Below are 23155 nucleotides of genomic sequence, written 5' to 3'. Positions count from 1 at the left end.
ATCTTGTAAACAAACAATGCTTATAAGATTTTTTTCATAATACTCAGCCGGCAGAAGGAATTCTGACCGGCTCCTCCCTTTTAATGGGGGATTTCCGATTATCTCGTCCTGCCGCACCCTAATTATTTCTTTTCTTGTTTTCCCCCCGGATATGTGGTATGTTAAAACACAGGCACATTTAATACATATCCGGATGTCCTGACCAAACATAAGAAATGAGGAGATATAAGTATGGTAAAGTGTAATAACCTCTATGACAATGGCAACATGAAAATGATAGACCAGCGGGACTGCATCAAAGTGTTTGAGCATCAGCGTGATTTAAGCGTTAATCCAGGCTCTGCAATGGCTGCTTACTACGCAGCAGAAATGAACGTGCGAAGACGTCAGGTACTTATTGAATTAAACGGAAATACTTTTACGGTTCAGGCCGGCGCCATGCAGTGGATTGCAGGAGCCGTAAAAATGACATCCGGCATCAAGGGAGTAGGCGACTTTCTAGGAAAAGCCATTGCTTCCAAGGTAACAAAGGAAAGTTCTGCCAAACCGGAATATTCTGGTAATGGTCTGGTCATGCTGGAGCCTACTTACAAGCATATCCTGTTGGAGGATGTAGCTGAGTGGGGAAGCCTGGTTTTGGAAGATGGGCTCTTCCTTGCATGTGATTCCAATATATCCCAAAAAGTGGTTGCCAGGACCACCCTCTCCTCTGCGGTTGCAGGCAAAGAAGGGCTTTTTAATCTCTGCCTTACGGGCAGCGGCATCGCTGTTCTGGAAAGCCCGGTTCCCCGGGATGAGTTGATTGAGTTCAACCTGCAGGACGATGAAGTGAAAATCGACGGCAATATGGCTATCGCATGGTCCAATTCCCTGAAATTCACGGTTGAGCGTTCTTCAAAGTCCCTTATGGGCTCCGCGGTGTCTGGCGAAGGACTGGTCAATGTCTACCGGGGCAGCGGACGGATCCTTATGGCGCCTACGGAATAAACGGTTCCTGATGCCTGAAGGATTGGATTTTTAGATTTAAGGATCTGTATTGAATATATTATTAGAAAAATTACATTTTTTTCTTGCCATCTCCCGGTCTGCTATGCTATAATCGCCCTATGGAGACATAGCTCAGCTGGGAGAGCATCTGCTTGACGTGTAGAGGGTCGCAGGTTCGAGTCCTGTTGTCTCCACTGGATATTGGTGCTGAAAGCCTTGATTTTAAAAGGTTTTTGGCACTTTTTTGTTTTTATGGATGAAATCTTTATCCCCATCCCCTTCTTTCCAATGGAATCTTTATCCTGTCCGGCATTATCATAGTGTCAGACAAGGATAGGAAAGGAGGCGTATCCATTATGAAAAAACAGACAAGGGACGACTTAATGGGATTGGGATTCATGTTCCTTCTGTTAATGACTGCCATAGGGATAAGGGCATATATCTGGCTTTAACAGCAGCCGTAACAGCATATAAAAAGTAACGGTCCTGATGCACCATCACATCAGGGCCGTTACCTTCTGCATTCTTCCTCAATCCGTTTTATGATCATCTCTAATTCGTCCGGGGCTGGCTGCGGTACGTCTTCGTCCTTCACATGCTCCTCTGCCCACTGACATTCCTTTAATAATGCTTCCTCTTGTCCACAATCCATCCACTCCATTTCTGCCGCCTCCTTTCTACTATTATTGTAAAACACAGGCGGCCATATAGATAGAGCAAACTTATTACATTTATAAAAATATTTCCTAAAATGAAACGAAAGACTTTATTATATACCTCGCTTTATATACCGTCCCTTCATCTGCCGTTCCTGCGGCAGCATGCCGGAATCTGCCGCAGTTTCCCTGCTATCCAGGCAAACATCCCCTGAGGCAGTTCAAACACAGCCACAATCCCCAGCACAATGGCCACCGCTGCCTTAACCGCCGCATACCCGGTATGCACGGCCAGTCCCAGCTGGTCCGTGACAAGATAATATACGGTCCAGTAAATCCCTGCGCCAGGCACCAGCGGGAATATGCCGGATATAAGGAAAATCGTAACCGGGCACCGGTTTATGACAGCTGACGCCCGGGACAGGAAAATGACCACTACCGTGGCCGCAAAGGAAGAGCATACAATCCCCCACCGGCCGGAAGCCAGCACATATACGGCCCATCCCGCGCCCCCGATCACACCGCACCATGGATAGTATTTCCGGGGCACCCCGAATAGCAGGGAAAAAGCAACCGTACCAATCATTGCAGCGCAAACCTGCGGCATCATAACAGCATCCCTCCCATCATCCCCCCTATCAGGGAAAACCCGATACCCACGCCAATGGCAATGCAGAAAAACACCAGAAGGGCATCCAGCATCCTCACCGAACCCGAGATATAATCCCCGTCCGCGATATCACGGATGGAATTCGTAAAGGGAACACCCGGTATCAGCGGCATGATGGAACCGATGACCATGAAATTCAGATGGTCCCCGATTCCTGCCGTAAACAAAAGGATGCAGATTGCCGTCACCAGGGCGCCGCCGCTTATGTTGCCCACGATTTTAGACAGGTGCGGCCCGCTTATATACAGCACATATAGATACAGGAGGATTCCGGCTGTAAATGCAACTGCGCTGTCCGATGCATTTCCCCCAAACAGATAACAGAAGGCAGCGCTGCCGCAGCCCGATGCCAGCACCTGCATGTGCTTTGTCTTTCCGGGCATCCGCTTGATATCATCCAGCCTGCCTGACACCTGGCCTATGGTGTACCTGCCCTCTTCTATCTCCCTGGACAGCTGGTTCACTGCCGCCACACGGTCCAGATGGGTGCCGCTGACCGGGATATGCTCCACCTTTGCAAATACAGGTTCATTCCTGTTCCCCACGGTTACGAATATACCGTTGGTCAGCACAAAGGCATTGCCGGAATGCACCCCATAGTACCGGCAGATGCGCTCCATTGTCTCCTCCACCCTGGATATCTCAGCCCCATTTTCCAACAGCAGATGGCCGGCCTGCAAAGCTGCCTCCATTACTTCCTTTTCCCTGCTCTCCTCCACAGATGTCCCTCCTGATTACAGAAAAGATTGATCCAGCCTCCGGACCAACCGGAAACCTGTATCGTGCTGTTGTTATCATATCACAGGGATTGCCGGGGCGCCATCCCCTGTTTGATCCAAATTTGCCATAATCCGGCATCCTCCCCAGGGACATTGCGGCCGGCCCTGAAAACCATGGGAAAAAGCGGAGGCCATATGTTTTGGAAAGGTCATTGTATCCGCTGATAGGGGGTGTTATAATAAAACCATATCTTAGCCAATGAGAAAGGAGCCCCTTATGATTACAATGAAACCTGGTGATGTCATCATTTTCGAGGCCGGGGACAGCTGGCTCAGTAAATGTATCGCCAAGCTGACCAACTCCACGGTCAGCCACGCAGCCATACGGTATTCAGGAGATAATATGATTGAGATGGGCGGAAACGGCATCCAGTTAAGCAGCTGCCGTGAGACAGCCCACGGCGGCGAAAAGGCATATCTTCTGCGCCTGTCCCCTGAAAAGGACCCGGCCCCATTGATAGCTGCTGCCAAGCGTTATCTGGATGAAGACGTGCAGTACGATTATCCTGATCTCATATTCTTTGCAGGCTTATTGATTTACCGGACTGTCCGTCCCACGCCCAGATGGCAGAAGATTACCGACCTGATTCTCAACATGGCGTGCAGGGAACTTGATAAGCTGCTTAATAAGGTGATACATAAAGGTGATGTGCCTGTCATGGTCTGCTCCCAACTGGTATACCAGTGTTACGCGGACTGTGGTTCCGGCTACCGGATCATGCTCAAGGACGGCCTCCTTGAAGCCGGTCATCCCGGTACGATCTGCCTTGCGGATATGTTAGATGATACATGGGGGGAGAACCTGAGATACCCATCGGATATATTCCATGGTAATCTTGACCTGGAGGTCCTGGCCCAGGAGTGCTATTCCGCCCTGAATGAACCCAGCGACGACCGCACCCTCCTTGGGTCAGGTGAATTGAGGAATACCATAAACCTGGCGGCAGACTTCCTGGATCTGGTGGAGCAGGTCCTGGAACATTCCGGCATCGACCTGCCGGTACCTGCGCTCTTCGTGGCGCCAAGCGATTTATTGAGCCATGCAGTGAACCTTAAGCAGTACGGGACAGCTATGGTTTCCCGCCTTTGAACCATGGCCTGCATTTGATTTTCTTATGCCGTACCCCTGTCTGAATATTTTTTTCATGCCAGTGTATATTCTTCCGGTATGTGTCCATAATAAGGGTATACACGAAAGAGAAAATAATTAATACTTATCCTCCCCTTTTTTCCAGGCTCGCCGCAAGGTTGCGGTGGGCCTGGATTTTTTCTGCCCCTTGGCGCTGCCCCGCTTGTCCATGTCTGCCATTGAGGCTTCTGCATCCCAAGCCTCAGCCAGGCAGGGCACCGTAAACCGGATATGCCATAAGCCCCCAAAAACCTTTTGGGGGAATTTTAATAAAAATAAGCCTTCCGGTGTATATTCACGGGAAATAGGGCAATAATGAGAGTGTTAAGAAAATTCTTAATACTTATCCTCCCCTTTTTAGGACCCCGTATATGAAATATGTGCGGGGTTTCTTTTTTGTGAAACAGCAAAAGACAAAAACAGCCCAGGGCGTGCAGGGATAACCATTCCCGTCACCTGCACGCCCTAAAGACTGTCAAAATAAAAATAATTGGTACTTAATATGCTGATAGTGACATAGGGATCATTGAGGCTCTGCTTCACATCAAGGATTACCCTGCGTATCGCGTCAAAGAATGCCTCTTTGTCCTCATAAAGCACAGGATTGCGGGTTGCTATAATCCTTACGCCCATGCTGTCCCTTCTGCACTGGTCCTGTAAATCACAGATTAATTCCATTTTCTCTATCACACCATTTACAAAAACCCCGCAGCGCTGATTTTCATAGGCCGCAGCATGAATCCATGTCTCTTTGACCTCCGCCAGGTTAAACCGTTTATCCCCCACACTGTAAAAGTTAACGATATAACGCTCAGTTATCATTTTTTCAGCCTTTTTTATTATATATATTGCTGTCCCCATTGATTTATTCAAGGGAATGGCTGCCCTTCCCTTACAGAACCAGCAGCAGTGTTCCCGTTATCAGCACAATACTGATTACAATGGAAATGGAATTAACCGCGCTTGCCAGCCCGATATCCCCGTCTAAATCCCCTGTAAAGGCCGGCGCCGCAGACGCGATGGGGCTGAGGGCCAGGATGGCCAGGGCCTGTCTGTACTCCAGTTCAAAGGGAAGGAGGAAATAAAACGCGGCTGCCAGCGCAATGGATACGGAATACCGGATGAACAGTATCTGTATGATTTTGCCCATGCGGCTTTTATCCAAGGTCATCTTGAATCCCACACCCAGCATAAGCATTGCCATAAAAGCGTTTCCATTGGCAATGATCCCGGTAAATGAAACCATTGGCGCGGGAAGTGAAAGGTGCAGCAGGGACAGGACGGTCATCAGCAGATACGCGTCAAAGGGAACGGATGATAAAAGGGTCTTTATGATCGGCATGATGCTGAACTTCCCCTTTTCCCCCTTGGCCATCACCGCCACACTGTAGGTGCCTCCCAGGCAGACCAGGGCATTGCCCGAGTCAAAGAGACTGGTGGCAACCACTCCCAACGGCCCCAGGAAGCTTTGGGCAAAGGGCATGGTAAAGTTCCCTATGTTATATCCGGTAAGATTGATGATATTAAATGCCTTTTCCTCGCCGTTCTTTCCGGCACTGATCAAAAACGCCATGCCGGTCAGTATGATTCCCCCGCCCAGTCCCAGAAGGCTCATGAGCAGCATGGACGGCTTCATGTCAATACCCGTAAAATTTGTCACGATGGCTGCAGGAAGCGTTATCTTAAGCACAATCCTGGACAGCACATAAAAATCTTCCTCTTTAAAAAATCCTCTTCTTCTCAGCACATACCCCAGTATGATAATTGCTATAAAGGAGCCTGCTTTCATAAGTATCTCTGCCATACCTGTTTTCCCTCATCCATTTTTTAACACATCTTAATGCACGATATGTACTATAGCAGAATTCATCCCTGACCACAACCCGTACTTTTCCATAAATTTCACCTTTTCTTTATTTTTCCGCCGCTCCCCCCGCCCCTGCAAAAGGACTGCCGTCCGCCGCAGACATCCGGCGGCAGACAGCAGTCCTTCCATTCACATGAATTACATATCCCTCCTGCGTTCCATCACACATATCCCAGCAGTCCCGGCAGCCACATGGACAGGATGGGAACATAGGATACAAGAAGCAGCACAATGAATATGGCGGCGAAATAATATAACAGCGGCTTAATCACATTTTCAATCCTGCTCTTACCCACCTTAACACCTACGAACAGCGTGGTCCCCACCGGCGGCGTGATGGTTCCGATACACAGGTTGAATATCATCATGATGCCGAAATGCACGGTATTCATCCCCAAAGCCTGGCAGATGGGCAGGAAGATAGGGGTGAAAATCAGGCAGGCAGGCGTCATATCCATGAATGTGCCGATGATCAGAAGCAGGATATTAATGATAAAGAGGATCACATACCGGTTATTGCTGATTCCCAGCATGGCCTCGGACACAGCCGAGGGTATGCCTGTAAACGCCATGACCCAGCTCATGATGCTGGACACGCCAATCAGGAAAATGATGATACCCGTCATCTCGGCGCTGTCCAGGAAAATCTTAGGCAGTTCGGAAACCTTGATTGACTTATAGAAGAACAGCGACAGGATCAGGCTGTATACAACAGCCACCACGCTTCCCTCCGTGGCCGTGAAGATACCGCTTATGATTCCTCCGATTACAATCACAATCATGAGAAGACATGGGATTGCCTGGAAGAATACCTTAACCTTTTCGCTAAAGCTGTATTTAACCGCGCTGCGGTATCCTTTCTTCTTTGCAAAATAGTAGATTACGGCCATACACGCCAGTCCCCAGAGGATTCCCGGTATATACCCTGCCATGAACAGGGCTGCCACGGAGGTTCCTCCGCTGACAAGGGAATAGGTAATCATGACATTGCTGGGCGGAATCAGAAGGCCGGTGGGAGCCGTGGCAATATTGGCTGCCGCAGAGAAATCCCTGTCATACCCCTCTTCCTCCTCAATGGGCCCAATGATGGAACCCATGGCAGAAGCTGCCGCCGTACCGGAACCGGAGATAGCGCCAAAGAGCATGTTGGCAACCGCATTGGTATGTGCCAGGGCGCCTGGGATATTGCCGGTAAACAGCTTTGCAAAATTAATGAGGCGGATGGCAATCCCGCCCTTGTTCATGATATTTCCAGCCAGGATAAAGAAAGGTATGGCCAGAAGGCTGAACACGGAAATACCGGAAAATATCCTCTGTGCCCCGGTAAGCACTGCCGCGCCCGTATCCAGCACAGGAAGGATGGCGCAGATGGATGACACGGCCAGGGCCACTGCAATGGGGACGCCGGCCAGAAGCATGATGACCAGCAATACTAATATGATCAATCCACAGGCAACTGCTATATTCATCTCCTACACCTCCTCTTTCCCGCTAAAATCCCTGTGAAGCATGTCCGCAGCGTTCATCAGGCTGAACAGCATGATCAGCACGCCGGTCACAGGCACGATTACATAAATGTACCCCATGGGCACCCTCAGGGATGCCGTGGTCTGGATCATGGTCAGCTTTGTAATGGAAATGCCTCCATATACCATGACAACGCCTGCAAATGCAAAGGTCAGCAGATCAATGGCAGCCTCCAGGTATCTGCGGCCCGGCCCTGTAAATTTATCTGCCAGAAAGCCCATGCGCATGTGGTCCCTCTTGCCAAACACATAGGCGGAAGCCAGCAGGGACATCCAGGTAAAGGAATAGGTCAGAAGCTCCTCAGACACGGTGCTGGGGCGGTTAAAGAAGTATCTTGTCACAATCTGATACGTGCCGATAACAGTCATCAGGGCAAACAGGCAGGTAATCACAATCCCCAGGACCCGCATGATGCCGGCTCTTACTTTATGCATGTTCTCCATCCTACTGCCCTCCCTTTGCTTTTTCATTTACTTCCTGGATATACAGGTACAGGTCTGCAATCTTTGGGTTCTCCTTCAGCATCTTCTCATGAAGGGGAAGTACCTTCTGCTTAAATGCATCCACATCCACATCAATGAATTCCACTCCCATGTCCTCAGATGCAATCTGTTTTGCCGCCTCAATGCTCTTATCCCACTCCTCCATCTCAACCTGGGTGGAAAGGAGGGCCGCATCCTTGAAAACCTGGTACTCCTCAGGATCCAGCCCCTGAAGGAATTTAAGGTTTGCCACCAGCATGTCCGGCACCATCTGGTGTTTATTGTAAGCATAATATTTGGCAACCTCGCCGTGCTTGTTGTTGGTAAGGGCCAGCTCATTGTTCTCAGCCCCGTCAATCACGCCCTGCTGGATGGCCGTATACACTTCCCCGAATCCCATGGGCGCGGCAGCCGCTCCAAAAGCATTGACCATGGCAACGCTGGCCGGGCTCTGTTGTACCCTGATTTTCTTACCCTTAAGGTCCTCAGGCGTGCGGATGGGCGTCTTGGCATAAAAGTTCCTGGTTCCCGCGTTATACCAGGTCACAACCCGGAATCCGGCCTCGTCCGTGGACTCATACACCTGTTCCATATAATCCGTATCCTGCATCACGGATTTATACACATCCTCGGAATCAAACAGGTAGGGCATGCTGAAGATTTCATACACACCTGCAAATGTTTCCAGGTTGGCGGTTCCCGCCACCACAAAATCAATGGCTCCTGTCTGGGTCAATTCAATGGCCTTCTGGGCAGAACCCAGGATTTCATTGGGGAATATCTGTACCTCGTACCTGTCCCCCAGGCGTTCCTCCACATATTCCTTAAATGCAAGCAATCCAATGTGCTCGGGATGTGTTTCCGACTGTGCGTGGGAGACACGGATGATCCGTTTCCCGGAAGTCACGGATCCACAGCCCATAAGGCCTGCAGCCACAGCGGCACACAGCAGGACTGCTGTTGTTTTCTTTATGAATTTCCTCACCATTTTCCATTCCTTTCCCTTTATACAGCAAACGTTCCATATTTTCTGTACTTATTCTGGTCTGTACTTATTCTGGACTGAAATCCTCCATACCATACCGCATAAAAAGAAACCCCGCGGCTTTACAATCCAGAATCCATTAAGGTTTTGGCGCCTTCCTTAACACTTTCTTAATTATATAGCCCGGGGCATTTAATTTGTACCGTAAAAGTTTGTCATTGGGGAAGAAGATTTTGTCATTTTATTAACAATTCCAGGTGGGACGGTTGGCATCGCCATGCCGGATGGAGTGCTGGCTGTCCCTGTACTCCGAAGGAATCACGCCTGTGACCCGCTTGAAAACTTTGGCAAAATAATTGGAATCATAATATCCCACCCGCATCCCCACATCCTTCACACTGATATTCCGGTCCTTCAAAAGCTTTTTTGCCTCGTTCACCCGGAAATTGGTCAGATAAGAGGTGAAATTCTGGTCAAAGCACTGTTTAAATAATTTGCAGAAATACGCATCCGAATAATTCATCACCCTTGCCGCATCCTGCATGGATATTTCCTTCATGTAATTATTCCGTATATACTCCCGCATGGTTTCCGCTGCAAGGGCCATGCGGGCGGTTCCCGCATCCTCCAGCCCATGGCCGCCCGCCATATCCTGGGCGCCCCCGGATGGGATTTTGGCCATACTTACCCCCCGGACTCCCGGTATGCCTCCATCCAGGGCCTTCCCTCCATCCATGCCAAAGTCCCGCGCCTTCTTTAACTCCCTGCGGTCCGTAAGACGCATAGCCTCCTCAATCACAGACACCAGCTCGTCCTCGTCACAGGGCTTTAAAAGATAATCCAGGGCCCGGATTACGATTGCCCTTTTTGCATAGGCAAAATCATCATAGGCTGTCAGGAAAATGATGATACAGTCCTCATCCATTCCACGGATCTGCTCCGCCGCCTCCGCCCCGTTCATCTCGGGCATGGAAATATCCATGAGCACGATCTGGCTCTGCTCCCTTTTAAACACCTTAAGGGCCTCCGCCCCATTGACAGCCTCGCTGATGGCCAGGCTGTCCCCAAAATGCTTCACAAGCCGTTTTGCCAGCGCCATACGCTCAATCTGTTCATCATCCGCCAGCAGTATGCGATATCTGTTCATACTTCATCCTTTCCATTGGGGTTTTCTTCTCCATTAAGGTTCTCCCCTCCATTGAGGTTCTCCCCTCCATTGAGGTTCTTCCCTCCATTGAGGTTCTTCCCTCCATTGAGCTTCTCCCCTCCGTGGAGGTTTTCCCCCGTAAATGCCATCTGCACCACCGTACCGCAGCCCTTGCGGCTGTACAGGAACATCCCGCCGTCCTTATACATGACATGAAGTCTCCGGTATATATTGCCAAGCCCCACTCCGGCAGACCTGTCGTCCCCGGCCTTAAGCGCCTCCCGTATCTCCTTGAGCCGCCCTTCCTCCATCCCAAGCCCTGTGTCCGCAACAGATATCCACAGCCGCTTTCCCTCCAGCCAGGAACGTATGTGGATTTTCCCGCCCTGGCTTCTGGGTGAAATCCCATACTTGATGGAATTCTCCACCAGCGGCTGAAGCGCAAAGGAAGGCACCAGCAATTCCAGGGTATCGGGATGGCAGTCACAGGTAAATGTAAGCCGCTGTCCAAACCGCATCTTCTGCAGGTACATATAATCCTGCACCACCTTAAGCTCCCGCTCCAGGGGCATGACCGAGTCCGATGACTTAAGGTTATAGCGGAACAGCCGCCCAAGGGCCGTAATCATCTTCTCCGTTGTATCAGCGTCCTCAATCTGGGCCGTGCCGGCAATCATGTTCAGGGTATTAAACAGGAAATGGGGATTAATCTGGTTCTTCAGCATCTGAAGCCGCACCGCGTCCAGCTGTTTTTCCATTTCATGCTTTTCAGTCAGCGCCTGGATATAACCCTTGGTGGAATCCTTCATAGTACAGAAGGCCCTGACCAGGCTGGCAATCTCATCCTGCCCCTCTGCCTGGATATCCGGCCCTGAAAAATCATTTTCCCCAATACGTCTTGAATCCTCTGCCAGTTCCACCACTGGCCGCACAATGCCGCGGTACACGGATTGCTTCAGCCACCGCACCATAAGCAGGGCAGCCGCTCCCCAGAGCACGCTGATTACAGGCACGATTATGAGCAGGGGCCGCTGCCTTTCATAACTCTCGTTCCCCATCTCAACCGTCATCTGTTCCAGGCGTCCTGCATGGTTTTCCAGATATCCCTGGACGCGGTAGATGGTATACAGCCGGTCCATGTACCCCTCATCGTCCTCCTCCATGTCCAGGAACCCGTCCCTTTCCCTGGCATAGTTTTCATACATATTGAAAATGGACCAGGTCCTGGCATAAGGGACTGCCCCGATCTTATTGTAATCAAAGCTCAGTCCCTCAAGGGCTGCTTCTGATTTAAGACACGCCTCATGAAACCGCTTCTGGTTTTCCTCTGTCCTGTCCCTGACAAGGGCCACGAACGCACTGCTCTCCCCTGACATGGCGGACCAGAAGGACAGGGCATGGGAATTGTTCTCAAGCACTGTATGGAATCCCTTCATGCCAAAGCCGGCCACCAGTAGATTGGCAGCAATGGACAATATGACCACAATTGCAGCCGAACCCGCAATATAGCGGACCTTCTGTTCCAGGGAACAGGATAGCCAGATACGGCCAACGAATCCCTGATTGCTTTTCTTATTCTGTCCCATATCCGCCATCCGCCTCCTTTCATCCTGAAAACATTCTATAATAGTTTGGTCTGTTTGAAAAGGGATAAACATAAAATGCCCGCCAGCCATGGCCGTGGGGCCGCGCTGAAGGGCATCTATCTGATTCCGGTGTGTGTTCGCAGATTCATTCCTGCCAGGTATGTGGTTTCATTCCAGCCAGCTGACAAAAGGCAGTTCCCAGACACACACCATTCCATAAAAGTTACAGCTTCTGGTCCTCATCCGAGGCCACATAGGTTGCAATATTCTCTATATCACAATTCAGTATCCTGCACAAATCATTCACTGTCTTCATGGAAATATCCTTGTTGTGCTTCAGTCTGTGAAGCGTACTGTCCGACACATGATGATGCTTGGTAAGCGTATACCAGTTTTCCTTTGAATCTTCCAAAGTCTTCCAAAAGGGCGAATAATCTATCATCTCTTACTCCTATGTAATCTGGTCTGTTTGATAGATTAAGCATAAAATAGATTTCAGATATTGAATATCTTCGCAATTACGAATATACTATAGGTATTAGGATGTATAAATTACATATATTGGAAACAGGAAGGCAGGTATACGACAATGGCTTATTTTACGGATGAAAAGATTGAACAGTTACTGGATGACCCGGAGGTGGTGAAACGCCTCATTGATTTCATCTCCATGGACGGGGCAGCCTATTTTGAGGAGGTCCGCTCCAACCTTTCCCCCGAAGACCTGGAAGAGTATCTGAAGGAAAATCCGGATGAGCGGATTTATCTGAAAAAAGAATAGAACGGCTTGTCATATGACAAACCGCCCTTCTTCCGGTTCTTCTTCAAAATAATCTTTATAATCCACTTCGATGGAATGGCGCATGCGCTTCATGCTGTAATACAGGTGTTCCTTGAGCGATTCCTCCAGCTTCTTTTCATTTCCTTCTGAAATCAGCCGGAACAATTCCTCATGTTCCCCGATGATGCGCGTAAAGTCAGTCTCCGTGATAAAATCCAGCATGCGGAACCTTGTGTAATGAAGCTGCTGTGCCTGAAGCATTTCCCAAAGCTTCTGGCGCTTTACGGCGCCGAACCATATGGAATGCATCTGGGCATCCATGTGGTAGAACTGCTCCGGCTCAAAGCCTGCCTCTTCAATCAATGCCCGCTGCTGGGCAATTGCATGGCGGATATCTTCCATCACCATGGGCGTTCGGTTCTGCATGAAATCCCGCAGCACCATGGTCTCAACCGCAACACGCATGTAAATCATCTGCTTGATGTTATCCAGGCTCAGAAGCGTCACATAGGTTCCCCGGTAGGGAATGGTTTCCGCAAAGCCCTGTTCCTGCAAAAGCCTGAGGGCGTCCCGCACAGGAGTCCTGGACACGCCGAAGCGGTCGCATATTTCATTTTCACTTATCATCTGGCCCGGCTTTAGCCGCAGGTCCAGAATCTCCCGCTTCAGGGTCTCGAATACCAGCTCGCCGCGGTTCTTGAAATTCATCTCTCCCATGGTTTCACCCCCATACCGTCAGGCAGCGGCCCAATCCTGTCAGGGCCGCCTGACTTCAGCTGTCTCAGATTATTTTGGCTGCTTGCCGATGTAGGCCAGGATGCCGCCATCCACGTACAGTACAAGGCCGTTGACAAAATTGGATGCCTCGGATGCCAGGAATACGGCTGGTCCGCCCAGATCCTCTGCCTCGCCCCAGCGGCCGGCCGGTGTCTTGGCAATGATGAACTGGTCAAAGGGATGTCTGGAGCCGTCCGGCTGGACCTGGCGCAGAGGCGCTGTCTGCGGTGTTGCAATATAGCCAGGCCCGATACCGTTACACTGGATGTTGTATTCGCCGTACTCAGACGCAATGTTCTTGGTCAGCATCTTAAGGCCGCCCTTGGCTGCCGCATAAGCGGAAACAGTCTCACGTCCCAGTTCGCTCATCATGGAGCAGATGTTGATGATCTTGCCGTGGCCCTTCTTGATCATGCTGGGGATAACTGCCTTGGACACGATGAAGGGCGCATTCAGGTCCACGTCAATTACCTGTCTGAACTCGGCCGCAGACATATCGCACATGGGAATCCGCTTGATGATTCCTGCATTGTTGACCAGGATGTCAATCACGCCCACTTCCTTCTCAATGGCGGCAACCATCCCGTTCACAGCATCCTCATCCGTCACGTCACATACATATCCGTGGGCTTCAATCCCCTCTTCCTTGTAAGCAGCAAGGCCTTTATCAACCAGTTCCTGCTTAATATCATTGAATACAATGGTTGCCCCTGCGCCTGCCATGGCCTTTGCAATGGCAAAACCGATTCCATAAGACGCGCCTGTAATCAGCGCAACCTTGCCGTTTAATGAAAAGTTCTGTAAATAATCTGTCATATCCTTATCCTCCTTCATCGGCAGGCACTCCTGCCGTTGTCCGCTGTTAATCCATATATATGCTGTTTGATATCTGTGTTATTTCATCTGATTCGGCATCATGGTATCCATGTCGTCAAACTCCATGTTCTCTCCGCCCATGGCCCAGATAAAAGTGTAGTTGGATGTACCGGCCCCGCTGTGGATGCTCCAGGACGGGCTGATGACAGCTTCCTCGTTCTTCATGATGATGTGCCTTGTCTCTGTGGGCTCTCCCATCATATGGAACACAACGTTGTCCCCCGGAACCTCAAAATACATGTAAATCTCCATACGGCGCTCATGGGTGTGGGCGGGCATGGTATTCCATACACTGCCTTCCTCCAGAACGGTCATGCCCATGGACAGCTGGCAGGTCTGAAGCACATCCGGATGGATGAACTGGTTAATCACGCGCTTATTCGCTGTCTCAGAAGCGCCGCACGGCCTCTTGGCAGCCTTCTCAATGGGGATGTAGGTAGTGGTAAAGGATGTGTGGGCAGGTGCGCTTACCATATAGAACTTAGCTGGATTGGCAGCGTCCTGGCTTGAAAAATGCACTTCCCTGGTGCCCTTTGTGATATACAGGCAGTCCTTATATCCCATGTTGAATTCCTGTCCGTCAGCCACGATCTGGCCTGCCCCGCCAATGTTGAAGATACCGATCTCACGGCGCTCCAGGAAGTAGTGGGTGCCAAAATTCTTCCAGCAGTCGATTCCCTTGTCAATGGAAACAGTCTCTGTCACAGGCATGCAGCCCAATGTCACCATACGGTCCACATGTGAATACACGGCAACCACCTCATCTGCCACATACAGGTTCTGGATCAGGAACTCATCCCTTAATTCCTCAGTGGTGTAGCGCTTCACATCTCTCTGATTTGCAGAATAACGAATATCCATTACTTAAATCCTCCTTTAACTTCGTGATTGTATTCCAATCATCTCACTTGTATACAACTTTTAATATCTGTATACAGATTAGCACAGACCTTATCTGTTTTCAATTGGCAATATACACAAATCTGGCAGGGAATTCTATACATGTTAACAAGAGCTGATTGCATTGTCCTTTTGTTTGTTATATACTCATAAAGAAACTTGCTCAAAAAAACTGAACAAGAAGAACAATAGGAAGAACAAAATAGGAACAACAAGGACAACAATTAAGGAGAACCATCATGAGAAAGAATATCCTGGTCGGCCAGTCCGGCGGTCCCACCGCTGTTATCAACGCCAGCTTATACGGAGTAATCACAGAAGGCAGCAGCCACCCTGAACAGATAGGCGCTGTTTACGGCATGGTAAACGGCATTGAAGGTTTCCTCTCCGGCCACTGCATGAACCTGTCAAAAAGCCTGAGCCGGGAGGACCTGCTCCTGCTAAAGCAGACCCCTGCCGCCTACTTAGGCTCCTGCCGGTATAAGCTTCCCAACAATATGGACGCGCCTGTGTATGGGCTTTTGTTTGAAAAGTTTGCTTCACTGGACATCGGCGCCTGCTTCTACATCGGGGGCAATGACTCCATGGACACGGTGGACAAGCTGTCCCGGTGCGCGCGCCTGCGCCATGAAACCATATCCTTTATCGGGGTTCCCAAAACCATTGATAACGACCTTCCGGTGACGGACCACACACCCGGCTACGGAAGCGCTGCCAAGTACGTGGCCTCCACGGTCCGGGAAATCTGCCTGGACGCCTCCGTGTACCAGCAGCCCGCCGTCACCATCGTGGAACTGATGGGCCGCCACGCCGGATGGGTCACCGCGGCCAGCGCCCTGGCAAGAAGGCATGCGGGCGACAACCCCCTGCTCATCTACATGCCCGAGGTCCCCTTTTCCATGGAACGCTTTTTCGATGACGTGCAGAAGGCCCTGGACCGGCAGCCCAATGTGGTGATCTGCGTGTCCGAAGGCATCCGCGACCAAAGCGGCAAATTCATATGTGAATATTCCAATGAAGCCCAGCTTGATACATTTGGCCACAAAATGCTTACCGGCAGCGCAAAAATCCTGGAAAGCTACGTGCGCAACCGCTTCCAGGTCAAGGTGCGTTCCGTGGAACTGAATGTGAACCAGAGGTGCAGCAGCCTCCTTGCCTCTGCCGCCGATGTGGACGAGGCAATCCTCTCAGGCCGCACCGCCGTTAAGCAATCCTTAAAAGGCGCTACCGGGTGCATGGTTTCCTGCTCCCGCGCAGACGGGCCTGGCTACCGCCTGGAATTCGGCCTTACGGATGTGGGCAATGTGTGCAACAAGGAAAAGGGGTTCCCGTTGGAATGGATAACCCCATGCGGCACCGACATCAGCCCTGCATTTCATGAATACGCCCTTCCCCTGATAGCAGGCGAACCAGAACGGATTATGGAAAACGGCCTTCCCAGATATATCAGCAGGGAAAGCGCGCGTTAGCCGGGCGGCCATGTCTGTCTTTCATTGGCAATCCGCGCGAATTGTCAGGATTTTCCATACATGTTCTTAAAAAAATAAGGCATGGCAGCCATGGACGCTGCCATGCCTTATTTTTTCAATCCAATCCCTAACATTCCCCTACAGCCATTACTGGTTTTTTTATTCATCAGCCGCTTTTTCCCTTATTAATTTCCATGATTTCCCAAACAAAAAAGGGAACCGTCACAACATGAACGGGGCACATTTTCTCTTACGCTGTTAAGGCATCCGCATAGGTATGCGGATGCCTACGCCAAATCAAAAAAATACAGGAGATTATCAAGAAAATGAAGAATTTAAAACCACGTACATTGCATCTAACTGGCTGCCCTCAGCCCTTATTGCAGAAGAAATCAACACCACTGTCTCCGATATACTTATCCAGGAATACAAGCATGTCATATCCCAGAATACACAGGAAATGGACCTGGTAAATGCGGAACTGGATAAACTGTCCGCCAATTTTGAAAACCTTTGTGAACAGTATACCCCTTTGATTGCAAATGATACGGACCGCCGGCTCCTGGCTGAAATCCGGACAGACTGGGACAATTATCTGTCCGAGGGCGAGAAAATGATTGAACTCCGCTCCCAAAACAAGACACAGGAAGCCATGGCTGTCATGAACAGCGAACATCTGACCCATTTTAATGATTTCACAGCCAAGTGCCAGGAACTTATGCAGTTCAACAAGACAGGCAGCGACCAGGCCAATGAACAGGCGGATATTGCCTATGCGTTTGCACAGAAGACCACCCTGGCCACCCTCACTGCCCTGACCATCATCGCCATCCTGTTTGCAGTCTATATTGTGTGCGGGATAACAAAGCCTGTATCTGAAATCGACAGCGGGTGGCTGACGAGGTGCGCAGCCTGGCCAGCAAATCCGCCGAGGCTTCCAAAAACCAGGCAGACTCCATACACCAGGTAACCCAGGGCGTGGATCAGATATCCTCCGTGGTCCAGACCAATTCAGCCACTGCAGAGGAAAGCGCGGCTGCCAGCGAGGAACTCTCCGGGCAGGCCCAGATACTCAAGAGCCTTGTGGGCAGGTTCAGGCTAAAGGATGAGACCCAGGAACCGCATTTTTAGGAACCGGGTTCCTGGCATCTCATTCCCAGGCATCACACTCCCAGGCATCGCATTCCCAGGCGCCACGGATCACACCCCCGAATTTGCCCCAAAGCCTCCGTCCACCGGCAGCACCACCCCGGTTATGAACCCGGCAGCCTGATTATTCAAGAGGAACATCAAGGCCCCATTCAGTTCCTCGGGCCTGCCGAACCGGCCCATGGGGGTGGCGGCCAGTACCCTGGCCGTTCTGGCTGCCGGGGTGCCGTCCTCCTCATACAGCAGCCCCTCATTCTGCTTTGTCACAAAGAATCCCGGGGCGATGGCATTGACGCGGATTCCCGCCCTGGCAAAATGCACTGCCAGCCACTGTGTGAAATTACTGAGCGCTGCCACGGCTCCGCTGTATACCGGAATCCTGGTCAGGGGCCGCAGCGCGCTGGCCGAGGAAATATTCAATATATTGCAGCCCTCCCTTCCCACCATATCCTTTGCAAATACCTGGCAGGTCAGGAAAGCGCCTAGAAAATTCAGGTCCAGGACCTTCTGCACCCCCCTGTATTCCAGGTCAAAAAATGTTGTCACATCCGCCTCAATATCCCCCATTTCAAAATACTCCTTGGATGTGTTGGCGCAGGCCTGGTTGCCTCCCGCCCCGTTTATCAGGATATCACACGGCCCAAGGTCTGCCAGTACCCTGGCATGTACGCCTTCCAGCCTGTCCTTATCCATCACATCCACTTCATACGCAGCCGCATTGCCTCCCTGGGCCCGTATCTCCCTGGCTGTCCGCTCCGCGGTCTCCAGGTTGATATCAAGGAGCGCCACCGACGCTCCTGCCTGTGCAAGGGTCCTGGCAAACATGCCGCACAGGATCCCGCCCGCCCCAGTTACCACGGCCATGCGCCCTGACAGATCCAATCCAAACACCATATCCTCTACGCCTCCTCACATTCCTCTGCCTTACCATGCCTTCATGCACTGTTACGCCTTATGATGGCTTGCCATAAGCAAAAAGGACCAGTCCATCTGCCCACTGATCCTTTCTCCTTGCTTTATGAAAATACATCCCGGATTACCGGCTCATCTTCTCCACTGCCTCGAACAGGCCGTTCAGATAAGTTGCGCCCAGGGCCCTGTCGTACAGGCCGTATCCGGCGCGTCCTGTCTCTCCCCAGATCATACGTCCGTGGTCAGGTCTTACATAACCGTCAAAGCCATTGTCCACCAGGGCCTTCACGATGCCGAACATGTCCAGGGAACCGCAGGAGGACAGATGCGCCCTCTCCTCAAATCCATTGTCCAGCACAGCCACGTTCCTGATGTGGGCAAAGTGGATCCTGCCCATGGCAGCGTACTTTCCAGCCATCCTCACCACGTCGTTCTTAGCAGAGCAGCCCAGGGAACCGGTGCACAGCGTGATGCCGTTGTGCCTGTCATCCACCAGCTTTAAGAAGCGGTCCAGGTTCTCCTCACAGGTGATGATCCTTGGCAGGCCGAAAATACTCCAGCATGGATCGTCTTCATGGATTGCCATGTTCACATCACACTCAGCAGCAACCGGAATCACGCGCTCCAGGAAGTATTTTACATTATCCCACAGCATATCCTCTGTCAGGCTGTGGTATTCCTCCACAACAGCCTTAAGCCCGTCCCTGGTGTAGCTGGAATCCCAGCCCGGAAGGGTCAGGTCGCTGTCGCTGTTTAACGGATTCACGGCATCTACCTGCTCCTGATAATATACCAGGGAAGTAGAGCCGTCGCCCAGCTCATGGTCTAACTGTGTCCTTGTCCAGTCAAATACCGGCATGAAATTATAACATACGCACTTGATGCCTGCCTCAGCCACGCGGCGGATGTTTTCGCAGTAGTTCTCAATATATTTGTCCCTGGACGGCTTACCAAGCTTGATATCCTCATGGACCGGAATGCTCTCAATTACATCAAAGCCAAGACCTGCGTCCTCAACCTGCTTTTTTAACTTCGCAATGCTCTCGCGGCTCCATACCTCGCCTACCGGCACATCATATACAGCCGTTACGATTGACTGCATGCCAGGAATCTGGCGGATGTTCTCCAGGGTTACCTTGTCATCTTCTCCGTACCATCTGAATGATAATTTCATGTGTAAACTCCTCCTTAAGAATTGTTGTTGGTATCTGTCCCTTAACTTAATTTTATTATAACAGATTCAGGATTTCCGTCCATAGTGATACTTGCCCAGCATATTGCAAATGTTGTTGTTTCATGCTAAGATTGGGTAAAATAAATCAGGTCACCGCTTTATCCGGCCGGAAAGGAGACTCCCTTTGAAAAAACAGATATCCTCGGATTTCAACACACGGCAGTACATGCAGCCCGTTGACTTTGAGCTGTTCTATTATAATGACACCACGCTTAAATCCGTGGCCGCCCATGTGCATGATTACTACGAGTTCTACTTTTTTCTGGAAGGCGATGTGGAATACCATATGGCAGATAAAAGCTATCTGCTGGAATACGGTGACTGTCTCCTGATTCCTCCGGGCGTCCCGCATTTTCCTGAATTCCTCTCCCATGACAAACCGTACAGGCGCTTTGTCTTCTGGCTGGGAAGCGATTATTACCGGAAACTGCGCCAGGCAGATGAGGAACTGGCTTACGGCTTTGATTATGCGGGGAGCCATCAGGTCTACCGCTTCCACACAGACACCATCACAACCCAGGAGATTCAGGGAAAGCTGACCGACCTGATTGAGGAATCAGGCAGCGGACGGGCCTTCCACCGTCTGACATCCGAACTCATGGCCGTATCATTCCTGGTCTATATCAACCGCCTGCTCTACGACAGCCTGCATCAGAAATCAGCTGTCTATGAAAATGTCCTGTACCTCAATATCTGTGACTATATAAACCAGCACCTGGAAGGCGACTTAAGCCTGGACAGCCTTTCCGCCTTTTTCTATGTGAGCAAATACCATATCTCACATATATTTAAGGACAACATGGGCATCTCCCTTCACCAGTACATCCTTAAAAAGCGCCTGCATGCCAGTAAAAATGCCATCCTGTCCGACCAGCCCATCGGCCATGTGTACCATCAGTACGGGTTCAAGGACTATACCAGCTTTTTCCGGGCCTTCAAAAAAGAGTACGGGGTTTCCCCAAAAGAATACAGGGAGCAGCACCGCCTGCCTGCACAGCAGGACTATACCATCTAGTGCTCCATTACGTAAATAGCTGGGTAACGCTGTACCAGCTGAATCTGAAACCAGGAGAATATGAAACCATGCAGCACAGAACCCCTATTTCCTTTGACAACTATACAAGCTGCAGCCTTTGCCCCAGGGCCTGTAAGGCTGACCGTGCCAGGGCCGCGGGGTACTGCGGCTGCACCCATGAGCTAAAGGCTGCCAGGGCCGCCCTCCATCACTGGGAGGAACCCTGCATCAGCGGGCCGGAAAAAGGCCCTGGCGGCAGCGGGACCGTATTTTTCTCAGGCTGTACCCTCCGATGCTGCTTCTGCCAAAACTCAGAGCTCAGCAGCCAGAACTTCGGGAAAGAGCTGTCCACAGGACATCTGGCCCGCATCTTCCTGGACCTGCAGGACAAAGGCGCCCATAACATCAATTTGGTGACCCCCACCCAGTACCTGCCCCATATCACGGCCGCCCTGGACCTTGCCCGGCCTGAACTTACCATTCCCATTGTCTACAACAGCGGCGGTTATGAAACCGTTGAAACCATCCTGGCCCTGAAAGATTATGTGGATATCTGGCTTCCTGACTTCAAATATTATGATAACCGTCTGGCCCTCAGATATTCCCATGCCGGTGATTACTTTGAACGCGCCTCCCTGTCCATCCTCCAGATGATACGGCAGACAGGCGCCCCTGTGTGGCAGGAGGCAGATCCATCCCTTATGCAAAAGGGCGTCATCATCCGCCACATGGTCCTTCCCGGCCATAAGGATGATTCCATTGCCCTTCTGCACTGGATAAAGGAGAACCTGCCCCGGGACCAGTACATGATCAGCCTCATGAGCCAGTACACGCCCTGTCATCGCAGCAGCGACTTTCCCGGACTGAACCGCCGCATAACCACCTACGAATACAACCGCGTGGTGGACACTGCCCTGGAACTTGGCCTCACCCATGGCTTCATGCAGCAAAAGAGCAGTGCAAAGGAGGAATACAGACCTCCCTTTGACCTGGAAGGCCTGTAATACCCACAAAAAAAGCGTCCCTTCATCCGAAACGCCCGACATCATTACATTCCTTTATTCCCATGGCTTCCTGAATAACATAGAAGACGGATATCGAATCTTTGACTAACCACGTTCTCGATTACGATATCCGTCTTCTGACTATTTCGTCCATTGGACCAAGCCTCACTTTTCTGAAACAATTGTTTCTTTTTACTTCTATATTAAGTTGTTACACCTCTCTACTATTGTTACCGCGCTCTTGTTACTTCATCTTACCAGTGTGTCTGATTCATTTTCCTTACATCTTGCTTACTATACTATCCGGTATCAATCTATTTCGTTCTAATGATACTTTCTCGTCATATCACTAAACCGATACACGATTTTTATTGATACTCTTGAGATAGCTTATTGAAAATGCCATCAACCACTTAATAATAAATGTTTCTGCTCAACAGCTTGTTTCTTTAAATTCTTTCTTTAAATACTGCAATTGCTTTTAACTATTCAATTTGTTGACTTGCTTCTATAATATTAAATACTTTTCTTTTGTGAACTTACCCATTCACTTGGAACTTCTTTAATCTATTGAAACTTTGTTACTCTTTGAATCGTTTACCAACCGATTGGATTCTTTTGTTTCTTTAAATCAATTACTTAAATTACTTTACTGTTTGAGCGTTTCACTTTTTAGTAGATTGGTTTCTCCTGGTTTCATATATAAAAAATTTCTTTTGTTATATATGAAACTAAAATTCAGTCTTTGGTGGTCCGTACCTCCTTTGCTTGGATTTAAGTTGCTTGTGAACTGATTGTCTACAGTTCCTTAAATTCTTTTTGTTCTCTGTTCTTTTGTTGTCTTTATTATAGTAAATGGCCTGTCATTTGTCAATGCTTTTTTAATTTTTTTATTATCTTTTTAGTTTATTTATATTTACCTCCATCTAATTACAATTGTTTCTGTTTTTATACAATTGATGGTTTTAAAATCTTATTAATTGTTTATATTTTCCGATAATTATATAAAATTTATGCAAATATATCGCGACTTTGGGACATCCAGCCATCAGCGGAAGGCACCTTGTATTTATTCTTTGACAGCAAACAGCATCCCCTATTTTCCCAAACCGGAGCTGGTAAGGAATTTATATGCAGTCAGCAAAACCGCCAGGTTCTTATAAAGAAAGGTTACGGCAGTAAAAGTCGCCGCCACCCGTAAAACGGGTGGCTCGGTGAACGGG

At 50.0% G+C, this 23155-nt stretch carries 23 protein-coding genes, 1 tRNA gene and 1 pseudogene; 9 read left to right on the top strand and 16 right to left on the bottom strand.

Features of this window, described 5'->3' with window-relative positions; translation table 11 throughout:
* Positions 1-231: 231 nt before the first annotated feature.
* Positions 232-987, top strand: coding sequence for an AIM24 family protein (locus DWX59_RS20575; RefSeq protein ID WP_117561029.1), 756 nt, complete (start codon positions 232-234; stop codon positions 985-987).
* A 121-nt stretch (positions 988-1108) separates the two neighbouring features.
* Positions 1109-1181: transfer RNA gene (locus DWX59_RS20570), tRNA-Val, on the top strand.
* A gap of 317 nt (positions 1182-1498) precedes the next feature.
* Here the strand turns inward: DWX59_RS20570 and DWX59_RS28840 are convergent.
* The 3 genes from DWX59_RS28840 to DWX59_RS20560 all read right to left on the bottom strand — a co-directional run bounded on the left by DWX59_RS28840 (position 1499) and on the right by DWX59_RS20560 (position 3005).
* Entirely contained in the window at positions 1499-1648 is a 150-nt protein-coding gene (locus tag DWX59_RS28840) for a hypothetical protein (RefSeq protein WP_165642313.1), read from the bottom strand.
* Positions 1649-1785: 137 nt separating this feature from the next.
* A complete protein-coding gene (locus tag DWX59_RS20565) occupies positions 1786-2253 on the bottom strand; it encodes a threonine/serine exporter family protein (RefSeq protein ID WP_117561028.1) in 468 nt (155 codons plus the stop codon).
* On the bottom strand, positions 2250-3005 hold the full coding sequence (locus DWX59_RS20560) for a threonine/serine exporter family protein (RefSeq protein ID WP_117561142.1): 756 nt from the start codon (positions 3003-3005) through the stop codon (positions 2250-2252). The genes DWX59_RS20565 and DWX59_RS20560 overlap by 4 nt, the downstream gene beginning before the upstream one ends.
* A gap of 304 nt (positions 3006-3309) precedes the next feature.
* Here DWX59_RS20560 and DWX59_RS20555 point away from each other — a divergent pair, with 304 nt between their 5' ends.
* Positions 3310-4182: a C40 family peptidase gene (locus tag DWX59_RS20555; RefSeq protein WP_147325842.1), complete on the top strand. Its 873-nt coding sequence runs from the start codon at positions 3310-3312 to the stop codon at positions 4180-4182.
* A 504-nt stretch (positions 4183-4686) separates the two neighbouring features.
* Here the strand turns inward: DWX59_RS20555 and DWX59_RS20550 are convergent.
* The 8 genes from DWX59_RS20550 to DWX59_RS20515 all read right to left on the bottom strand — a co-directional run bounded on the left by DWX59_RS20550 (position 4687) and on the right by DWX59_RS20515 (position 12257).
* The gene (locus DWX59_RS20550; RefSeq protein ID WP_117561141.1) at positions 4687-5043 is read right to left on the bottom strand and encodes a hypothetical protein; all 357 of its coding nucleotides are present in this window, start codon (positions 5041-5043) and stop codon (positions 4687-4689) included.
* Positions 5044-5113: 70 nt separating this feature from the next.
* Positions 5114-6025, bottom strand: a complete 912-nt coding sequence (locus tag DWX59_RS20545) for an AEC family transporter (RefSeq protein ID WP_117561026.1) — start codon at positions 6023-6025, stop codon at positions 5114-5116.
* Between the two features lie 224 nt (positions 6026-6249).
* Positions 6250-7557, bottom strand: a complete 1308-nt coding sequence (locus tag DWX59_RS20540; RefSeq protein WP_117561025.1) for a TRAP transporter large permease — start codon at positions 7555-7557, stop codon at positions 6250-6252.
* 3 nt (positions 7558-7560) lie between these two features.
* Complete coding sequence (locus DWX59_RS20535) at positions 7561-8058, bottom strand: TRAP transporter small permease (RefSeq protein WP_117561024.1); 498 nt, start codon at positions 8056-8058, stop codon at positions 7561-7563.
* Position 8059: 1 nt separating this feature from the next.
* A complete protein-coding gene (locus tag DWX59_RS20530; protein WP_117561023.1) occupies positions 8060-9085 on the bottom strand; it encodes a TRAP transporter substrate-binding protein in 1026 nt (341 codons plus the stop codon).
* 241 nt (positions 9086-9326) lie between these two features.
* On the bottom strand, positions 9327-10229 hold the full coding sequence (locus tag DWX59_RS20525) for a response regulator transcription factor (protein WP_117561022.1): 903 nt from the start codon (positions 10227-10229) through the stop codon (positions 9327-9329).
* Positions 10226-11815 (bottom strand): sensor histidine kinase, encoded by a 1590-nt coding sequence (locus tag DWX59_RS20520; RefSeq protein WP_227116866.1) that lies wholly within the window; start codon positions 11813-11815, stop codon positions 10226-10228. The genes DWX59_RS20525 and DWX59_RS20520 overlap by 4 nt, the downstream gene beginning before the upstream one ends.
* A gap of 223 nt (positions 11816-12038) precedes the next feature.
* Positions 12039-12257: a helix-turn-helix domain-containing protein gene (locus DWX59_RS20515; RefSeq protein ID WP_117561021.1), complete on the bottom strand. Its 219-nt coding sequence runs from the start codon at positions 12255-12257 to the stop codon at positions 12039-12041.
* Positions 12258-12404: 147 nt separating this feature from the next.
* Between DWX59_RS20515 and DWX59_RS20510 the strand changes: the two genes are divergently transcribed.
* Entirely contained in the window at positions 12405-12596 is a 192-nt protein-coding gene (locus tag DWX59_RS20510) for a hypothetical protein (protein WP_117561020.1), read from the top strand.
* Positions 12597-12605: 9 nt separating this feature from the next.
* Here the strand turns inward: DWX59_RS20510 and DWX59_RS20505 are convergent, their stop codons facing one another.
* The 3 genes from DWX59_RS20505 to kduI all read right to left on the bottom strand — a co-directional run bounded on the left by DWX59_RS20505 (position 12606) and on the right by kduI (position 15110).
* Entirely contained in the window at positions 12606-13313 is a 708-nt protein-coding gene (locus DWX59_RS20505; protein WP_117561019.1) for a GntR family transcriptional regulator, read from the bottom strand.
* A 69-nt stretch (positions 13314-13382) separates the two neighbouring features.
* Positions 13383-14189: a gluconate 5-dehydrogenase gene (locus DWX59_RS20500; RefSeq protein ID WP_117561140.1), complete on the bottom strand. Its 807-nt coding sequence runs from the start codon at positions 14187-14189 to the stop codon at positions 13383-13385.
* 78 nt (positions 14190-14267) lie between these two features.
* Entirely contained in the window at positions 14268-15110 is an 843-nt protein-coding gene (gene kduI, locus DWX59_RS20495) for a 5-dehydro-4-deoxy-D-glucuronate isomerase (RefSeq protein WP_117561018.1), read from the bottom strand.
* 278 nt (positions 15111-15388) lie between these two features.
* Between kduI and DWX59_RS20490 the strand changes: the two genes are divergently transcribed.
* From DWX59_RS20490 to DWX59_RS29435, 3 genes and pseudogenes are all read left to right on the top strand, one after another.
* Positions 15389-16618: a 6-phosphofructokinase gene (locus DWX59_RS20490; protein ID WP_117561017.1), complete on the top strand. Its 1230-nt coding sequence runs from the start codon at positions 15389-15391 to the stop codon at positions 16616-16618.
* A 277-nt stretch (positions 16619-16895) separates the two neighbouring features.
* On the top strand, positions 16896-17588 hold the full coding sequence (locus DWX59_RS20485) for an MCP four helix bundle domain-containing protein (protein WP_353626776.1): 693 nt from the start codon (positions 16896-16898) through the stop codon (positions 17586-17588).
* A pseudogene (locus DWX59_RS29435) lies at positions 17510-17749 on the top strand (methyl-accepting chemotaxis protein); the annotation flags it as partial. The gene DWX59_RS20485 and the pseudogene DWX59_RS29435, both read left to right, overlap by 79 nt.
* A 69-nt stretch (positions 17750-17818) precedes the next feature.
* On the opposite strand, the gene DWX59_RS20480 reads toward DWX59_RS29435, so the two are convergent.
* Both DWX59_RS20480 and DWX59_RS20475 read right to left on the bottom strand, forming a co-directional pair.
* Positions 17819-18661 carry an SDR family oxidoreductase gene (locus DWX59_RS20480; RefSeq protein ID WP_117561016.1) on the bottom strand — a complete coding sequence of 281 codons (843 nt, stop codon included), beginning with the start codon at positions 18659-18661 and terminating at the stop codon, positions 17819-17821.
* Positions 18662-18803: 142 nt separating this feature from the next.
* On the bottom strand, positions 18804-19853 hold the full coding sequence (locus tag DWX59_RS20475) for a mannonate dehydratase (RefSeq protein ID WP_117561015.1): 1050 nt from the start codon (positions 19851-19853) through the stop codon (positions 18804-18806).
* 184 nt (positions 19854-20037) lie between these two features.
* Between DWX59_RS20475 and DWX59_RS20470 the strand changes: the two genes are divergently transcribed.
* Both DWX59_RS20470 and DWX59_RS20465 read left to right on the top strand, forming a co-directional pair.
* Positions 20038-20928 carry a helix-turn-helix domain-containing protein gene (locus DWX59_RS20470; RefSeq protein WP_117561014.1) on the top strand — a complete coding sequence of 297 codons (891 nt, stop codon included), beginning with the start codon at positions 20038-20040 and terminating at the stop codon, positions 20926-20928.
* Between the two features lie 68 nt (positions 20929-20996).
* Positions 20997-21932, top strand: coding sequence for a radical SAM protein (locus tag DWX59_RS20465; RefSeq protein WP_117561013.1), 936 nt, complete (start codon positions 20997-20999; stop codon positions 21930-21932).
* Positions 21933-23155 lie beyond the last annotated feature (1223 nt).

Source organism: Enterocloster aldenensis (assembly GCF_003434055.1).
In the GTDB taxonomy this organism is placed as follows: Bacteria; Bacillota; Clostridia; order Lachnospirales; family Lachnospiraceae; genus Enterocloster; species Enterocloster aldenensis.
Note: the sequence above shows the minus strand (reverse complement) of the source record. Positions and strands in the feature narration are given on the sequence as shown.

What these genes read in the sequence shown, in the direction of transcription:
- DWX59_RS20575 (WP_117561029.1), top strand. Translation starts at nt 232, where the DNA reads ATGGTAAAGTGTAATAACCTCTATGACAATGGCAACATGAAAATGATA.
- DWX59_RS28840 (WP_165642313.1), bottom strand. Translation starts at nt 1,648, where the DNA reads ATGGAGTGGATGGATTGTGGACAAGAGGAAGCATTATTAAAGGAATGT.
- DWX59_RS20565 (WP_117561028.1), bottom strand. Translation starts at nt 2,253, where the DNA reads ATGATGCCGCAGGTTTGCGCTGCAATGATTGGTACGGTTGCTTTTTCC.
- DWX59_RS20560 (WP_117561142.1), bottom strand. Translation starts at nt 3,005, where the DNA reads ATGGAGGCAGCTTTGCAGGCCGGCCATCTGCTGTTGGAAAATGGGGCT.
- DWX59_RS20555 (WP_147325842.1), top strand. Translation starts at nt 3,310, where the DNA reads ATGATTACAATGAAACCTGGTGATGTCATCATTTTCGAGGCCGGGGAC.
- DWX59_RS20550 (WP_117561141.1), bottom strand. Translation starts at nt 5,043, where the DNA reads ATGATAACTGAGCGTTATATCGTTAACTTTTACAGTGTGGGGGATAAA.
- DWX59_RS20545 (WP_117561026.1), bottom strand. Translation starts at nt 6,025, where the DNA reads ATGGCAGAGATACTTATGAAAGCAGGCTCCTTTATAGCAATTATCATA.
- DWX59_RS20540 (WP_117561025.1), bottom strand. Translation starts at nt 7,557, where the DNA reads ATGAATATAGCAGTTGCCTGTGGATTGATCATATTAGTATTGCTGGTC.
- DWX59_RS20535 (WP_117561024.1), bottom strand. Translation starts at nt 8,058, where the DNA reads ATGGAGAACATGCATAAAGTAAGAGCCGGCATCATGCGGGTCCTGGGG.
- DWX59_RS20530 (WP_117561023.1), bottom strand. Translation starts at nt 9,085, where the DNA reads ATGGTGAGGAAATTCATAAAGAAAACAACAGCAGTCCTGCTGTGTGCC.
- DWX59_RS20525 (WP_117561022.1), bottom strand. Translation starts at nt 10,229, where the DNA reads ATGAACAGATATCGCATACTGCTGGCGGATGATGAACAGATTGAGCGT.
- DWX59_RS20520 (WP_227116866.1), bottom strand. Translation starts at nt 11,815, where the DNA reads ATGGGACAGAATAAGAAAAGCAATCAGGGATTCGTTGGCCGTATCTGG.
- DWX59_RS20515 (WP_117561021.1), bottom strand. Translation starts at nt 12,257, where the DNA reads ATGATAGATTATTCGCCCTTTTGGAAGACTTTGGAAGATTCAAAGGAA.
- DWX59_RS20510 (WP_117561020.1), top strand. Translation starts at nt 12,405, where the DNA reads ATGGCTTATTTTACGGATGAAAAGATTGAACAGTTACTGGATGACCCG.
- DWX59_RS20505 (WP_117561019.1), bottom strand. Translation starts at nt 13,313, where the DNA reads ATGGGAGAGATGAATTTCAAGAACCGCGGCGAGCTGGTATTCGAGACC.
- DWX59_RS20500 (WP_117561140.1), bottom strand. Translation starts at nt 14,189, where the DNA reads ATGACAGATTATTTACAGAACTTTTCATTAAACGGCAAGGTTGCGCTG.
- kduI (WP_117561018.1), bottom strand. Translation starts at nt 15,110, where the DNA reads ATGGATATTCGTTATTCTGCAAATCAGAGAGATGTGAAGCGCTACACC.
- DWX59_RS20490 (WP_117561017.1), top strand. Translation starts at nt 15,389, where the DNA reads ATGAGAAAGAATATCCTGGTCGGCCAGTCCGGCGGTCCCACCGCTGTT.
- DWX59_RS20485 (WP_353626776.1), top strand. Translation starts at nt 16,896, where the DNA reads ATGCGGATGCCTACGCCAAATCAAAAAAATACAGGAGATTATCAAGAA.
- DWX59_RS20480 (WP_117561016.1), bottom strand. Translation starts at nt 18,661, where the DNA reads ATGGTGTTTGGATTGGATCTGTCAGGGCGCATGGCCGTGGTAACTGGG.
- DWX59_RS20475 (WP_117561015.1), bottom strand. Translation starts at nt 19,853, where the DNA reads ATGAAATTATCATTCAGATGGTACGGAGAAGATGACAAGGTAACCCTG.
- DWX59_RS20465 (WP_117561013.1), top strand. Translation starts at nt 20,997, where the DNA reads ATGCAGCACAGAACCCCTATTTCCTTTGACAACTATACAAGCTGCAGC.